Source organism: Sphingomonas psychrolutea, assembly GCF_014636175.1.
Classification (GTDB): domain Bacteria; phylum Pseudomonadota; class Alphaproteobacteria; order Sphingomonadales; family Sphingomonadaceae; genus Sphingomonas; species Sphingomonas psychrolutea.
In genome coordinates this window covers 102,846-116,818 of record NZ_BMDW01000005.1, presented here as the reverse complement: position 1 = coordinate 116,818, position 13,973 = coordinate 102,846, and the positions used below count along the sequence as shown (strand labels likewise).

Below are 13,973 nucleotides of genomic sequence, written 5' to 3'. Positions count from 1 at the left end.
AACGACATGGCCGGATTGATCGCCTCTGCCCCCGGCGTTTGCTTTCCCGCCGCGCATCGCTTGCCCGGCGGCACGCGGGCACTGCCGCGGATTGGGCTCGGCGACGCGCAGGTCGCGGCGCTGGCCGTGCTGGTGCCGTTGCTCGGGTGCGGAGAGGAGGCTGCGGCGCTTGCGTTCGACGGCCTCGCCGGCTTGGAGCGCGACCCCGTCGCCGCCGCTACGCTGCGGACGATCGGCGCGGAGGAGCGCGAGCACGACGCGTTGCTGACATCGCTTCTCGATGTGCTGCCGACAATCGCTGAGGCAACGACGCTGCAGCAGGCGGCGCGGCGTTTCCATGTTCGGCTGGGTATCGGACGACCGGCTGCGCATCTCGGCCGGATCGCCGCCATCGATGCCGCGGTCTGCACCGTGCTGGCGCGGCTGTTGCGGCCGGGCAATCCGCTGGCACAGGACACGGTGACGGCGCGGATGTTCGGGCGGATTCATCGCGATGAGGCGCGCCATGTCCGCGTGTCGCGCGGGCTCGCCACCGCGCGCCTCGCGCGCGCCGAGCTCGACGATCTGGCCGCTGGCGCTCGCATGGCACTTGCCGACATTCTGCTGCTGGCCGGCGGGGCGTTCGAGACGCTGGGCGTCGATGCGCAAGCCTTGCACCGTGATCTCGCCAATGTCCCCAACGGGTTGTTCGCGCCATGAGTCCGCCTTGGTCGACCGCACGCCCCATCGGGGTATTGGGAACGGGCAGTGCGGTCCCCGGTGACCCGGTGGAAACCGAAAATCTTGTCGACCACATGGAAACCCGCTTCGGCTTTCGCGGCGGGCGCATCGCGCGCGCCGTTGCCGGTCGGATGGGGATCACCGCCCGGCATCTCGCTCGGCCGTTCGCTGACCGGGAGGAGCTGCCGCGACCCGGCCAATCGAACGCCGAACTGGCCGCCGACGCGGTGCGCCGCGCGCTCGCTGATGCGGGCAGCACGGTCGGCGACATCGCTTATCTGATCGGGCACACCACGACGCCGGGGCAATTGCTGCCCGGCAACATCGCCGAGGTTGCCGATCGTCTCGGCTATGCCGGGCCGCATATCGAACTGCGGCAGGCGTGCACCGGCTTTGCCAACGCACTGATGATCGCGAGCGGTCTGCTCGCGGCGAGCGACCGGCCGGTCGTGATCGTCGGGTCCGAAACCGGATCTTTATTCTTCGATCCGCACCGCGCCGACGCGGATTCAGGGCAATTGGTCAACATGGTCCAGATGGGCGACGGCGCCGGGGCAATCGTCCTTGGCCGAACCGATCAGGCGCGGGCGCAGATCTGCGCGGCGTGGTTCGGTGCGATCGGGCTTGGCCGCGCACCGGGGATCAGTCTTGCACCGGGCGCGCGCGAGTTTACCCATGACTTCGGCACGATCCGCGCGACCGGCCACGCATTGTTCGACGCCGGACGCGACGCGGCTCGCGCGCTTGGGCACGATCTCGCGGCGGCGAACTGGATCATCCCGCATCAGGTCAGCGGGCGGATTGGTGCATTGGTCGCCGACCGGTTCGGTCTGCCGCTGGCGCGGATGATGGTGCAGGCCGATCGACGGGGCAACACCGGCTCGGCGGCGATCTGGCTCGCGCTCGATGAATTGCGGCGCGGCGTCGCCAAGTCGGGGCAATCGGCGCTGATCCTCGGGGCCGAAGCTTCGAAGCATATGTATGGCGGGTTTGCGTACCACCATGGCTGATCGCGAGGAAGCGATGCCGCTGGTCGCGGTGAAGGGACTCGGCAAGCGCTTCGCCGGGCGCGACGCCGTGCGTGCCGTCACGTTGACGGTGCGGTCGGGCGAGATTGTCGGGCTCGTCGGTGCCAATGGCGGCGGCAAGACGACAACGCTGCGGATGCTGGCGGGTCTCTTGCACCCCGATCGCGGCACGGGCACCGTGATGGGTGCTCCGATCGCGGCGATCCGCACGCGCGCCCGGCGGCAGATCGGCTATATGGGTCAGCGCACGGCGCTCTACCCGGAGCTGAGCGTGGCCGAGACGTTGCGCTTCCACGCGGCGGTGCACGGGGTGCCGAGTGCGTCAGCGCGGACGGCGGAAGTCATCGAATCATATGGGCTTGGCCCGGTCGTCGCGACACGCTGCGCGACGCTGTCCGGCGGCTGGGCGCGCCGCGTTCAATTCGCCGCGACCGTCCTGGCGCGCCCGAAGCTGTTGCTGCTCGACGAACCGACCGCTGGGCTCGACGTCGCCACCCGCCGTGACCTGTGGAACTGGATGCAAAAGCTGGCTGCAGACGGCTGCGGCATCGTGATCAGCACGCATGATCTGGCCGAGGCCGAACGCTGTCCTGCGATCTTGCTGTTTCACGGCGGGGCCGCGCATCCGCAAACAACGCCCGCTGCCGTGGCGGCATCGGTGGGCGCCGCGAGCCTTGAGGCTGCGGTTCTTCAGATCGCCGACGGGGGCATGGCATGAGCGGCGCACGGCGGATCGGTGCGGTCGCATGGCTCGAGCTGTTGCGGCTGTTCCGCTCGCGGATCGCGATCACCTTGTTGCTGGTGGTCCCCGCGTTGCAGGTACTGCTGTTTGGCTATGCGATCCGGCCGACCGAGGGAGCGATCACGGTGGCGATTGCCGCGTCCGCACCTGCCGATGCGGCGGCGGTGGCCCGCAGCCTTGACCGGACACCGCATCTTCAGCTCGTGCGCCGCGACGGCAAGCCTGGAACGGCGGAGGCGGCAGTTCGCGCGCATCAGGCGCTGGTCGGGATCGAACTGCCCGAGCGCGCCTCGTTCGCCAATCCCACCGCTGGAATCCATCCGGCGCGGATCATCGTCGATACCAGCAACGCGGTGCTGACCGCAGGCACCGTGCCCGCAATCGAGGCGGCCTATTGGCGCGCGCTGGCCGAGCGCGAAGGTGTCGCCGATACCGGGCCGGGCTACCGGATCGAGCAATTGTACAACCCCGACGCCCGCGCCGACTGGACCTTCCTGCCTGCGCTGATCGGCGTAACGATGATGATCAGCATGATCATGCTCGGCACCCTCAGTCTGGCGCGCGAGCGCGAGGCCGGGACGTGGGAAGCGCTGTTGAGCCTTCCTTTGAGCAGCGCCGAAATCCTGATCGGCAAGCTTGCGCCCTATGTCGTCATCGGCAGCGCGCAGGGGGGATTGGTGCTGGCGGTCGGCATCGGCTTGTTCGGCTTGCCCGCGCGCGGCGATGTCGCCGCGTTGATCCTGCTGCTACCACTTTTTGCCGGCGCGCATCTCGCGCTGGGCGTGGCGATTGCGGCGCGCGCGGCGACGCAACTGGCGGCGTTGCAGGGTGCGGTTGCCTTTTATTTGCCGGCGATGCTGCTCTCGGGCTTTCTCTATCCATTCGAAACGCTGCCACGTTGGGCGCAGGCGTTGGGCCAGATCTTCCCGCTGACGCACTTCATCCGCGCGGCGCGCGGGGTCTTGTTGCGCGGCGATGGCGGCCGGGTCGTCGCGCTCGAAGCGTGGCCGATCCTCGCGTTTCTGGCGGTAGCGCTCGGCGTGGCATTGCTGGCGCAACGACGTCGACTTTCGTGACGACGCCGTAACCGATTGGCGCACGCGAACGAAGAACGGGCATCAAACGGTGGCGATGGAAACGCCCCGTCCGGGTTCCTCAACAACAGAAGGATGGTGCCAGGTCCCCGTTTCGTTTCGCCGCGCCGATGCTGGCCGCTTTTGCCGCCGCCGTCATCGCCGCAACCCCGGCGCAAGCCGCCGAAGTCCGTAAGTTCGATACCGCCAGCTTCGAAGCGGCCAAGGCCGCCGGTCGCCCGATCCTGGTCGATGTGAAGGCGTGGTGGTGCCCGGTATGCGGGTCGCAGAACCGCACGATCAAGGCCGCCGTCACCGGTAATCCGGCCTATGACAAATTGGTGATCTTCGAGATCAACTATGACAGCCAGAAGCCCGAATGGCGTGCGCTCGGCGTGCGCAAGCAAGGCACGCTGATCGGCTATAAGGGTCGCAGCGAACTCGGTCGGATCGAATTCAAGACCGACAAGCCGTTGATCAACGGTTTCCTCGGCAAGATTGTCGGTTAGTCCGATGGCGAGCGAAACTCTCAATCCGTTGCTCGCCTTCGCGGCGGGTGCGCTGACCATCCTCAGCCCGTGCGTGTTGCCGCTAGTGCCGATCGTGCTCGGCAGCGCGGCACAGAAGCATCGCCTCGGCCCGCTGGCGATCGCCGTCGGGCTGGTGCTGTCCTTCACCGGAGCTGGTTTCGCGCTGGCCACGGTTGGTGCCGCCAGTGGATTCGACGGCGATTGGGTGCGCTATTTCGGGGCCGCCTTGTTGATCGTGGCAGGCATCATGCTGTTGGTACCGCGGCTGCAATATGCGCTGCAAAATGCCGCGTCGCCGCTGGCGGCATGGGCGGGCAAGCAGCAGGCCGGGCTCGAGCGGTTCGGGCTGGCCGGGCAGTTCGGCATCGGCGTGCTGCTCGGTCTGGTGTGGAGTCCGTGCGTCGGCCCGACCCTGGGCGCGGCGACGGTACTGGCCGCACAAGGCGAGAATCTCGGTGCGGTCGCGCTGACGATGGGCGCCTTCGGGCTCGGTATCGCGACCGTTCTGCTGGTTCTGGCGACGGCGACGCGCTCGCTGCTGCAACGCTGGCGCGGCGGCCTGAGACAGGCGGGGAGCGGTGGCAAGCGCGTGCTGGGCACCGTGCTTGCGGTGGTCGGCGTGCTGATCATCAGCGGCGGCGATCACGTGTTCGAGGGTCTCGTCGTCAGTGTGAGCCCCGACTGGCTGGTCGATCTGACGACGTCGATCTGACGAAAGGATCGCCTCGCGCCGGATCGATCCTGGCCTGAATCGCGCCGTCATGATCGAAAACGCACCGGGCGCGCACGTTACCGCACACGCAAGCATCTCACGCGACGCCGATATCGGTTATCGTTGCGGCAGTGTGCAACGGTGGGGTGGGGGGCGATGTCGGACTTTTGCGAACTTTCCCGCTATCTCCACCCGCAGGACTGGCGCGAATGGTCGAAAGTGCCGTCGGCCGTGGAACGTCCGCCCTGCTATTTCGGCGGCGGCTTTCTGCAAAGCTGGAGCGGAACGAGCGCGACCATGCCGCAGCCCGCGATCGACCATCATCTGATCATTCTGCATCAAGCGGGTCCGAAACGGATTTGTCGCCATGGCGGGACAGGTCGACGCAGTGTCGATGCGGCCCTTCATGCCCACAGCACGGTTCAGAGCGGCAGCAGCTATGCGTGGCACACCGAAGGACCTCCCATATCTATGTCGATCCCGCCCGCTTCGCCGCGATCGTGGCCGAGAATTTCGATCGCGATCCACAATCGATCAGTTTTGCGGAGTGCATCGGCCGGGCTGATCGCCACGTCGCGCAATTGTTCGATCTGATGATGGCCAGTCGCGATGATCCCGACTGGGCCGTCATTGCCGATTATTATCTCGACGCCTTGCTGTTGCGGCTGGCGACGACATCGACCAGCGGTGCCGAATTTCCGGGGTTCGCGCGGCTCACCCTCACCGCCTGGACGGTGGCACGGGTGCGCGATTTTATCCGCATCAATATCGCCAACCCGATCTCGCTGGGCGATTTGGCCGCTGTCGCCGGATATAGCCGCTATCACTTTGTGCGCGCGTTCAAGGCGACCACGGGTCTGTCGCCCTACGCGTACATGTTACGCGAGCGCGTCTCCCACGGGCAGGAACTGTTGCGCCACTGCGACGAACCGATCGGCGACATTGCGCTGAAGGCGGGTTTTTCGACCCACACGCATTTTTCGACGCGCTTCCGCGCGACAGCCGGCGTTACGCCTGCAGAATATCGCCGCCGCCACCGTGGGGGGACGGGCAGGGCGGCGGCGACCCGGTGATCAGAAGCCCTGTACGAGCTGTATGATGTAGCGCTCGTTGAACGAGCTGCGATTGTCCGTCACCGGGAACTCGATACCCGTCAGCAGGAACAGGTTGCCGCCGACATGCGTGCGCAGGCCGGGCGTCACGCTGACGAAACTGCGCCCGTTGCCACTTACTGGCTCGCGCCAGTTTCCTGCGACATACCAGGTGAGGTCGCCGAACGGTGCCTTGCTGTGCGGCGTGATGGTCTGGCCGACCGCGCCGTTGAGCACGAAGCTGTCGGGCCGACCTGAATCGGCGATTTCATACGCGACTCGACCGCGCAGCGAAAAGCCGTGACCGACATCGCTCCACAGATTGATTTGCGGTTGGGCGGCGAACACCGAATTGCCGAGCCGCGTCTCGCCGGTCGGCAAACGCCAGCCGACCCCGGCGTTGATCGACAGGTTCCGGGTTTCGTGCAGCATCACTTGCGTCGTCAGCGTGATGTCGCCGAACCCGTCCTGCCGCCCGGACTTTTGATAGAATGGCACCTCGACCCCGGCCCAGAGCCGCCGCGACAAGGGATAATTGAAACGCGCGAGCACCTCGTGCGCATCGGAATTGCGCGCGGTCGTATAATCATACGCCAGATGCGCCTCCCGCGTGAAAAAGCCGTCGGCGGTGGCGAGCCACCCCTGGCGGGGCGCGCCGCTGGTGCCGTTCGGCACGGGAATCCATTTGTCGGTCAGCTCGGCCCCGAATTTGCTACCGTCGAGCGGCGTCCATTCGCTTGCTGCAACGGGCGCTGGTGCGGCATCGTCTTGCGCCACGGCCGGGGCACTCGCGATGGTGGCTGCGGCGAGGATCAACGCAGCAGCTGCGGAGCGATAGCGAAAGCGTGATTGGTGGTTGCGGTGCATGGGACCCTCCTCGTTACGGGTCCGTGCTAGGCCGACTTGCGCGCAACATATTTCAAATGCGCGGCACTTTGTCCGCAAATTGCTGTGCGAAGATCAGGCTTTTAAATGCTTCCGATAGCGGCCGGGCGAGACGCCCATCGCTTTGGTAAATGCCGCTGTAAAATGCGACTGGCTGGCAAAACCGCATGCCAGCGCCAGTTCGGCGAGCGGCATCTTGCCTTCCTGTAACAGGCAGCGCGCCCGCATCAGCCGACGCGTCGACAGAAAATGATAAGGCGTTTCGCCGGTCGCAAGTTTGAACACGCGCGAGAAATGGAATGGCGACAACCCGGCAACGCTGGCCATATCGCTCAGGCTGATGTCGGAATCGAGCCGCGCCTCGACATAGCCCCGGACGCGATCGAGTTTGGGCAAGGTCAAATGAATGCGCTGAAGATCGCATTCGTCGGGCGTGCCCTCGCGCCGCGCGAGAATGCTGGCGATCGCGCGCATCAGACCATCGACCATCAAATCCGATGCGAAGCCAGGTGCGCGGACCTCGCCTTCGACCATCGTGATCAACTGCGCGAGCCGTTCGTTGCGCGCCGCCAGCAACAGCGGCAGATCGGTGACCTCCAGTTCGGCGCACATCCGTGTGACGAAATCCCGCGGAATAAACAGCAACAATGCGCTGTTCGCGGCAGGATATTCGATTTCAAAATTTACGTCGCGCGGGACGAACGCCACGAAACCGCGCTGCAGCGGCTGATGGATGCGATAGCCACCGACGTCGCCGCTAACCGCGCCACCGGTCGTGAGATTAAGCAACAAGGTGCCGAGTGTCGCGGCATGGTTGGCAGTCGCGATCCCCTCCGACCTGACCCCCAAATGCCGCACGATCCCGAGCGGACTGTCCGACCGCGAGACGACCTCACCGATCGGCTCGGCAGAATAGTTGATCCGGTCATAGGCGTTGGTGCCGGTCGACCCGCGAAACACCGCCCCCAGCCTCGAACTCTGTTCCATAGCGCCCCCGAGCACGTCGATCGTCGGCCTGGGTCGCGAAGCTCAAAACGGGCTGAGCGGTCGGCCGTACAGCCGGTCTGGCTGCCGCATTGAAATACCATTTCCGCCGCCAATCGCCGAGTCGCAGACCTTGCGCGGCCGCAGAAAACAGCAATATTTCAACAACGCACCGTTGCTTTTGAAACGCCACCCGCGATGGTCGCGGGCGCACTTAGTGCAGCAGCACCGGACTCTCGGCGGTCAGCCGCAATGGAACGACCGGGCGCAAATCGGCCGATGCCAGTCCTGCGGCAACGAACGGCAAAGCGCTGACGTGCGCTTCCACCGCTGCCTTCGGCTCGGCGCACAATAAGGTCAGTTCGTCACGGTCCAGTGCCGCGAACGCCAGCACGAAGCGACCGGCGAGCGCCCACGCCACCAACGCATCGAATTCCGCTTCGGCGTGGAAGGCCATCGCCATCGGGTCGGCCGGCTCGGTCCCGCGCAACGTCACCATCGTCAGCGGCATCGGTGCGGTTGCAGGCCTGTCCTGGCGTTCGGCGAACCAAGTGGACAAGTGTCGCCACGGCATCGAGATCGTCTCCCTGGGTGCGTATCCGTATCGCCGCAGCGTAGGAGGCGCTATCAATATATTGCGCATCTGCAGAACCGTTCAATCCGGTTGCTGTGCCATTTGCGGTGATCAAAGCGCAAAAATTCGCAAAATACCCGACAACGCGAAAGCTTTCGCGGCGGGGTTCTGGCCGGTTGGAACTCCGCGGTCGCCAGGCGAATCTGGGTTCGGTCGCGCGAATGAATCGGGGAGTGGCACATGCCCAATCTAGGTTTTACCAAATTCGCTCTGGCTATCGGAGGATCGGCGTTGGTCGCGGCTACCGCGGTCGCACCGGTCTCGGCCGAAGTCGTCAAACGCGGCAAGGAAGGTCGCCCGCTCTCGGAAATTCGCGAAGCACCAGCTTCGATCTATCCCGATCTCCACACGATCGTCGCGCAACCTTCGCCATCGGAAGTGAAGCCCGAATTCCTCGGGCCGGTCGTCATGATGAAATCGGCGCATATCGACCTCGAGGCCGGAACCGCCGAACTGCCGCTGCGCAAGGGCAAGCTTAAGGACGGGCGCCCGGTCTGGTTCATCATCACCGATACGACCGACGAAAATCTGTCGAACCTGCACGGCGTCAATTATTCGCCGAAAATGGCCTATGGCCTGACCGGCAACGCGACACGCCACGCGACGATCGGCAAGGACGGGGTCTTCACCTTCAACACCGGTAGCGTCGATTTCAAGCCGGTGCTGTCGGTCGTTCCCGGACCCGCCGACGCGCCGTTCCCGCCCAAGAGCTTCCAGCCGGGCAGCGTGGGCGATGCGACCTATACGCCGATGGTGTATGTCGACAATTCGGCCAAATCGGTCATCCTCAATGCGCCGGTCGTGTCGATGGCGAGCGAAGCCGAGCTCAACGCGATGTGCGACGGCAATGTCGACAAATCGAAAGTCCACGACAAGGTCGTCAAAATCTGCCCGCGCGACGAGACGGTGACGCTGAGCTTGACGCTCGGTTTCACCTTCGACAAGCCGATCCAGTATCTGTCGACCGAAGCCAATAACCCGCTTGTAGCCAGTCTCGAGAATGCGACCTACACGCCGGCGATGCAGGACTTGCCGTTCGCGCTGGAAGACGCCTCGCCGGGCGAATCGGCCGAGCGGATCGTGGTGGTCGTGAACGGCCCGACCGGGCTCGACAATCCGCATCGCCAGGGCCTGGTCAGCGCGCTGACCGACGGGCGTGGCCCGCTCAACATCCTGGGCGGCATTCCGACGATCAACCTCGATTACTCGCCGATGTGGCGGTTGTTCCCGGCGGTGTGGACCGACGAGGCGATCAAGAAGGGCTATCGCTATCGCATGACGAGCGCCTTGCAGGCCGCTGAAATGTCGACGCGCGGCTATCTCAAGAGCCTCGACGGTGGGGATTTCCGCGCCGTTGGCTTCGTGGTGAATTGCCCGGTGGTGTACCGCATCAACTAGGCGTCATGGATCGGGTGAGGCGGGCATGACGCCGACTCTCGTTGGTCAGATGGTGGTCGGGGCGGCGCTTGTTTTGAGCGTCGCGCCGATCACCGCTGCCGCCCAAGCGGCAATGCCGCGCGATCAATTGCGGGATCTTACGACCGATCGCCCCGATACGACCGAAAGCCCGTTTACGATCGATCCGGGGCATGTGCAGATCGAGACGACGCTGTTCGGCTATGCCCGCGCCCCGCGCGACGGATCGGGCGTGGTCGCGGAAAGTTTCGAGGTCGCGACATCGAACCTGCGGATCGGGTTGACCCGTGCGCTTGAAGTCGATGTCGTGCTGCATCCTTATGGCGGCGTGGCGCCTGGCGGCCCTGCGCGCCGCTTGCACGGTATTGGCGCGCTGGACCTGCGCGCGAAGGTCAATATCTGGGGCAATGACGGCGGCCCCACCGCGCTTGCAGTGCTGCCCTATGTCAGCGTCGCGCTTGATCCCGCAACCGGGATTGGACCTCCCGATGCGCTGTATAGTGTGCTGGTGCCGTTTGCTGTCGATCTTGGCGGTCGCTTCGGACTCGGGCTCAATACCGGGCTGACCTACCGCCGCGAGGAGCGCGCCGCGTCATACCGCTTACGCGTCCCTGCAACGGCGTCGCTCGCGGTGCGCTTGTCGGATCGCGTCGGCGGCTATTACGAAGTCGCCGCAGAATTGTTCGGCGGGACCGATGCATCAGCCAGCCTCAATACCGGGCTAACCTACCGCGCGCGGGACACACTCCAGTTTGATGCCGGGATCGGATTCGGGGTCGCAGGGGATGCCGCCACGCTTGCCCCGTTCCTTGGCGTCACTGCGCGGTTCTGAAACTGCGGCGGTGGTCGGCGATCGTCGCCGGAAAAATCGCTATGTATTATCGATGTAATACACTAAGACACGCGCAGTCAGACAAGCTGCCGAGAGTCGAGCGATGCGCCCCGTTTCAGTGTCCCTAACATCACCCCACTTGCGCGCCGCGCTCCCCGGTATCGTTTGCCACAGCGCACGCCCCACGGTGCGCGCATGAGCTTCCGCAATATCTCTGCCTGGTCGATCCGCAACCCGATCCCCTCGCTCGTCTTGTTCGCCATGCTCACCATAGCGGGCATCGTCAGCTTTTCGCGGATGCAAGTGAACGACAATCCCGACATCGATTTCCCGATCGTGATCGTCTCGGTCAGCCAGCCAGCCGGGCGCCGCGCCAAGCGAGCTCGAAAACCAGGTCACGCTCAAGATCGAAGCGGCGGTGCGCAGTCTCGCTGGCATCGACGAGATCAATTCGACTGTGTCCGAAGGCCAATCGACCACCGTCATCCAGCTCGCGATCGGCACGCCGATCGACCGCGCGGTCGAAGATGTGCGCGGGGCCGTGCAGCAGGTCCGCAGCGACTTGCCCGACGGGATCCTCGAGCCGCAGATCGAACGCGCCAATACGACCGGAAACGATCTGGCGAGCTACGCCGCGATCGGCACCGACATGACGATCGAGGAGCTCAGCTGGTACATCGACAATACCGTGTCGAAGGAATTGCTGTCGGTGCCCGGCATGGCGCATATCGATCGCAATGGCGGGGTCAATCGTGAGATCCGCGTGATCCTCGATCCGGTCAAATTGCAGGCGCAGGGCATCACGGCGGGCGCGGTCAACCAGCAACTCCGCCTCGTCAATCTCAATGCGGCGGGCGGGCGGGCGCAGATCGGCGGATCCGAACAGGCGGTCCGCGTGCTCGGCAACGCGAGCACTGCCTATGATTTGGGACAAACGCAGATTTCGCTCGGCGCGGGGCGAACGATCAAGCTCGCCGACATCGCCCAGATCCGCGATCTTTATGCCGAGCAGCGCTCCGCCTCGGCGCTTAACGGGCGGTCGGTACTGAGCTTCGATTTCCAGCGCGCCAAGGGCGGGTCCGACGTCAGCGTCTTTCATGGCGCCGAAGCCAAGCTCGCCGCGCTGGAGAAGCGCTATCCCAAGGTCCATTTCGAGCTGATCTTCAACCAGGTCAAATATACCGAGCTGCAATATCATTCGGCGATCGACACGATGATCGAGGGCGCGGTGCTCGCGGTGATCGTGGTGTTCGTGTTCCTGCGCGACTGGCGCTCGACCGTCATTTCCGCGCTCGCCATCCCGCTGTCGGCGATCCCGACCTTCTGGTTTATGGATTTGATGGGCTTCACGCTCAATGGCATCAGTCTGCTCGCGCTCAGTCTGGTTGCCGGCGTGCTGGTCGACGATGCGATCGTCGAGATCGAGAATATCGTGCGCCACATGCGAATGGGAAAATCCGCCTATCAGGCCGCGATCGATGCCGCTGACGAGATCGGCCTCGCGGTGCTTGCCACCACAATGGCGATCGTCGCGGTGTTCCTCCCCGTCGGCTTGATGCCGGGGATATCGGGGCAATTCTTCAAAAATTTCGGGCTGACCGTCGTCGTCGCGGTGCTGATGAGCCTCGCTGTCGCGCGCCTCATTACGCCGATGACCGCCGCGTATTTCCTGAAGGCCGAGGGGCACCGCGCGCACGGCGAGGGGGCGGTCATGAACGTCTATATGGTGGTGCTGCGCTGGACCTTGCTCCACCGCTGGTCCGCGGTGGTCGGCGGAATGGGCGCGCTCGCGCTGACCGTGGTGTGCGCGGGCGCACTGCCGATGACCTTCCAGCCCGATCAGGATAGCGATGCCTCGACCGCGACGATCGAGATGGTGCCGGGCACCACGCTCGCGCAGACGCAAGCGGTGGTGAACCAGGTCGCAACCCTGTTGCAGCGGCAGCCCGACGTCGAATCGACCTATCAACGCGCGAGTGTCGGCAACGGCCGCGTCACCGCCATCTTCAAGCCCAAGAAGACGCAGACCAGCAAGGCGTTCGAAAGCGCGCTCGCCCCGCAGCTCGCGCAGATTGCCGATGCACGGGTATCGTTCCGCTCGAACAATGGCGGGAGCAGCGGGCGCGATCTGTCGATCACGCTCGCCGGCTCCGATCCCGAAGTGCTTCGCCGGACCGCAATCACGCTCGCCGAGCAAATGTCGCATTTGTCGAGCGTCACCGCGCCGCGCATCGCTGGCGACTTGCAGCGCCCTGAGATCGTGATCAAGCCGCATATGGATCTTGCCGCCAGCATGGGGGTGACCACTGCCGCGCTGTCCAGCGCGATCCGCGTCGCGACGCTCGGTGACATCGACCAGAACAGCGCGAAATTCTCACTGAGCGACCGCCAGATCCCGATCCGCGTCGCGCTCGACGAAAGCGCGCGCGCCCGCCTCGCGACGATCCGCAACTTGCCGATCCAGACGGCAAGCGGCGGTTCGGTCCCGCTCAGCCTTGTGGCCGATATCAGCTTCGGCGCGGGTGCCACCAAGATCGAACGCGTCGCGCAGCAGCGCAAGGTCACCGTCGGCGCCGACCGTGCCCCGGGAATCGTCAGCAGCACGGCGATGGACCAGATCAACGCGCTGCCGATCATGCAGGCGCTGCCGCTCGGTGTCTCCAAACTGACGCTTGGCCAGCAGAAGTTCGAAACCGAGATGATCAACAATTTCGTCGTCGCGGTGGTGTCGGGCGTGTTTCTCGTGTTCGCGGTGCTGGTGCTGCTTTATCGCCGTTTCCTGGCGCCGTTCGTCAATCTCGGCTCGCTGATGCTCGCGCCGCTCGGCGGGTTGCTGGCCTTGCTGGCGACCGGAAATCCGATCTCGATGCCGGTGCTGATCGGGATGCTGATGCTGCTCGGCATCGTCGCCAAGAATTCGATCCTGCTGATCGACTTCGCGCTCGACGAAATGTCCAAGGGGGTCGAACCGACCACCGCGATCCTCGATGCCGGGCACAAGCGCGCGCAGCCGATTGTCATGACAACGGTGGCGATGGTCGCGGGCATGATCCCCACCGCGCTGTCGCTCAGCGGCGACGGATCGTGGCGCGCGCCGATGGGCATCACCGTGATCGGCGGATTGCTGCTTTCGACCGTGCTGACGCTGGTGATCGTGCCGGCAAGCTTCAGCCTGGCGATGGGGATCGAGCGCTGGATCGGGCCGCGGATCGGCCGACGCCTGCTGACCTATCGCCCCGGTGATGACGGTATGGCTGCACCGGTGATCGGCCATGCCACCTTGGGCAGTCCGGCCTGAGGGGGGATTTGGTCGGGCGAACGATTGC

The 13,973-nt window shown here is 64.9% G+C and carries 12 protein-coding genes and 1 pseudogene; 10 read left to right on the top strand and 3 right to left on the bottom strand.

Features of this window, described 5'->3' with window-relative positions:
- Window positions 1–6 precede the first annotated feature (6 nt).
- The 7 genes from IEV62_RS05730 (at window position 7) to IEV62_RS05700 (ending at window position 5,878) form a co-directional block, all read left to right on the top strand.
- Window positions 7–699 carry a 3-oxoacyl-ACP synthase gene (locus IEV62_RS05730; protein ID WP_188445910.1) on the top strand — a complete coding sequence of 231 codons (693 nt, stop codon included), beginning with the start codon at window positions 7–9 and terminating at the stop codon, window positions 697–699.
- Window positions 696–1,730, top strand: coding sequence for a 3-oxoacyl-ACP synthase III family protein (locus tag IEV62_RS05725; RefSeq protein WP_188445909.1), 1,035 nt, complete (start codon window positions 696–698; stop codon window positions 1,728–1,730). The genes IEV62_RS05730 and IEV62_RS05725 overlap by 4 nt, the downstream gene beginning before the upstream one ends.
- A complete protein-coding gene (locus IEV62_RS05720) occupies window positions 1,723–2,466 on the top strand; it encodes an ABC transporter ATP-binding protein (RefSeq protein ID WP_188445908.1) in 744 nt (247 codons plus the stop codon). Before IEV62_RS05725 ends, IEV62_RS05720 begins: the two co-directional genes overlap by 8 nt.
- On the top strand, window positions 2,463–3,566 hold the full coding sequence (locus IEV62_RS05715) for an ABC transporter permease (RefSeq protein ID WP_188445907.1): 1,104 nt from the start codon (window positions 2,463–2,465) through the stop codon (window positions 3,564–3,566). The genes IEV62_RS05720 and IEV62_RS05715 overlap by 4 nt, the downstream gene beginning before the upstream one ends.
- Before the next feature lie 128 nt (window positions 3,567–3,694).
- Window positions 3,695–4,072, top strand: coding sequence for a thioredoxin family protein (locus IEV62_RS05710; protein ID WP_188445906.1), 378 nt, complete (start codon window positions 3,695–3,697; stop codon window positions 4,070–4,072).
- A gap of 4 nt (window positions 4,073–4,076) precedes the next feature.
- Window positions 4,077–4,805, top strand: a complete 729-nt coding sequence (locus IEV62_RS05705) for a cytochrome c biogenesis CcdA family protein (protein ID WP_188445905.1) — start codon at window positions 4,077–4,079, stop codon at window positions 4,803–4,805.
- Window positions 4,806–5,248: 443 nt separating this feature from the next.
- A complete protein-coding gene (locus IEV62_RS05700) occupies window positions 5,249–5,878 on the top strand; it encodes a helix-turn-helix transcriptional regulator (RefSeq protein ID WP_188445904.1) in 630 nt (209 codons plus the stop codon).
- On the opposite strand, the gene IEV62_RS05695 is transcribed toward IEV62_RS05700, so the two are convergent.
- The 3 genes from IEV62_RS05695 to IEV62_RS05685 all read right to left on the bottom strand — a co-directional run bounded on the left by IEV62_RS05695 (window position 5,879) and on the right by IEV62_RS05685 (window position 8,339).
- Window positions 5,879–6,763, bottom strand: a complete 885-nt coding sequence (locus tag IEV62_RS05695) for a hypothetical protein (protein ID WP_188445903.1) — start codon at window positions 6,761–6,763, stop codon at window positions 5,879–5,881.
- 93 nt (window positions 6,764–6,856) lie between these two features.
- A complete protein-coding gene (locus IEV62_RS05690; RefSeq protein ID WP_188445902.1) occupies window positions 6,857–7,768 on the bottom strand; it encodes a helix-turn-helix domain-containing protein in 912 nt (303 codons plus the stop codon).
- Between the two features lie 211 nt (window positions 7,769–7,979).
- The gene (locus IEV62_RS05685; RefSeq protein ID WP_188445901.1) at window positions 7,980–8,339 is read right to left on the bottom strand and encodes a hypothetical protein; all 360 of its coding nucleotides are present in this window, start codon (window positions 8,337–8,339) and stop codon (window positions 7,980–7,982) included.
- 240 nt (window positions 8,340–8,579) lie between these two features.
- Here IEV62_RS05685 and IEV62_RS05680 point away from each other — a divergent pair, with 240 nt between their 5' ends.
- The 3 genes and pseudogenes from IEV62_RS05680 (at window position 8,580) to IEV62_RS05670 (ending at window position 13,945) form a co-directional block, all read left to right on the top strand.
- The gene (locus tag IEV62_RS05680; protein WP_188445900.1) at window positions 8,580–9,797 is read left to right on the top strand and encodes a hypothetical protein; all 1,218 of its coding nucleotides are present in this window, start codon (window positions 8,580–8,582) and stop codon (window positions 9,795–9,797) included.
- A gap of 25 nt (window positions 9,798–9,822) precedes the next feature.
- Window positions 9,823–10,647 carry a transporter gene (locus IEV62_RS05675; RefSeq protein WP_188445899.1) on the top strand — a complete coding sequence of 275 codons (825 nt, stop codon included), beginning with the start codon at window positions 9,823–9,825 and terminating at the stop codon, window positions 10,645–10,647.
- A 195-nt stretch (window positions 10,648–10,842) separates the two neighbouring features.
- Window positions 10,843–13,945, top strand: a pseudogene (locus IEV62_RS05670) (efflux RND transporter permease subunit).
- The last annotated feature ends 28 nt before the right edge of the window (window positions 13,946–13,973 follow it).

Bases quoted from the DNA above. Each gene is read 5' to 3' on its own strand.
- IEV62_RS05690 (WP_188445902.1), bottom strand. From the start codon at position 7,768: ATGGAACAGAGTTCGAGGCTGGGGGCGGTGTTTCGCGGGTCGACCGGC.
- IEV62_RS05685 (WP_188445901.1), bottom strand. From the start codon at position 8,339: ATGCCGTGGCGACACTTGTCCACTTGGTTCGCCGAACGCCAGGACAGG.
- IEV62_RS05695 (WP_188445903.1), bottom strand. From the start codon at position 6,763: ATGCACCGCAACCACCAATCACGCTTTCGCTATCGCTCCGCAGCTGCT.
- IEV62_RS05705 (WP_188445905.1), top strand. From the start codon at position 4,077: ATGGCGAGCGAAACTCTCAATCCGTTGCTCGCCTTCGCGGCGGGTGCG.
- IEV62_RS05675 (WP_188445899.1), top strand. From the start codon at position 9,823: ATGACGCCGACTCTCGTTGGTCAGATGGTGGTCGGGGCGGCGCTTGTT.
- IEV62_RS05730 (WP_188445910.1), top strand. From the start codon at position 7: ATGGCCGGATTGATCGCCTCTGCCCCCGGCGTTTGCTTTCCCGCCGCG.
- IEV62_RS05725 (WP_188445909.1), top strand. From the start codon at position 696: ATGAGTCCGCCTTGGTCGACCGCACGCCCCATCGGGGTATTGGGAACG.
- IEV62_RS05720 (WP_188445908.1), top strand. From the start codon at position 1,723: ATGGCTGATCGCGAGGAAGCGATGCCGCTGGTCGCGGTGAAGGGACTC.
- IEV62_RS05680 (WP_188445900.1), top strand. From the start codon at position 8,580: ATGCCCAATCTAGGTTTTACCAAATTCGCTCTGGCTATCGGAGGATCG.
- IEV62_RS05715 (WP_188445907.1), top strand. From the start codon at position 2,463: ATGAGCGGCGCACGGCGGATCGGTGCGGTCGCATGGCTCGAGCTGTTG.
- IEV62_RS05710 (WP_188445906.1), top strand. From the start codon at position 3,695: ATGCTGGCCGCTTTTGCCGCCGCCGTCATCGCCGCAACCCCGGCGCAA.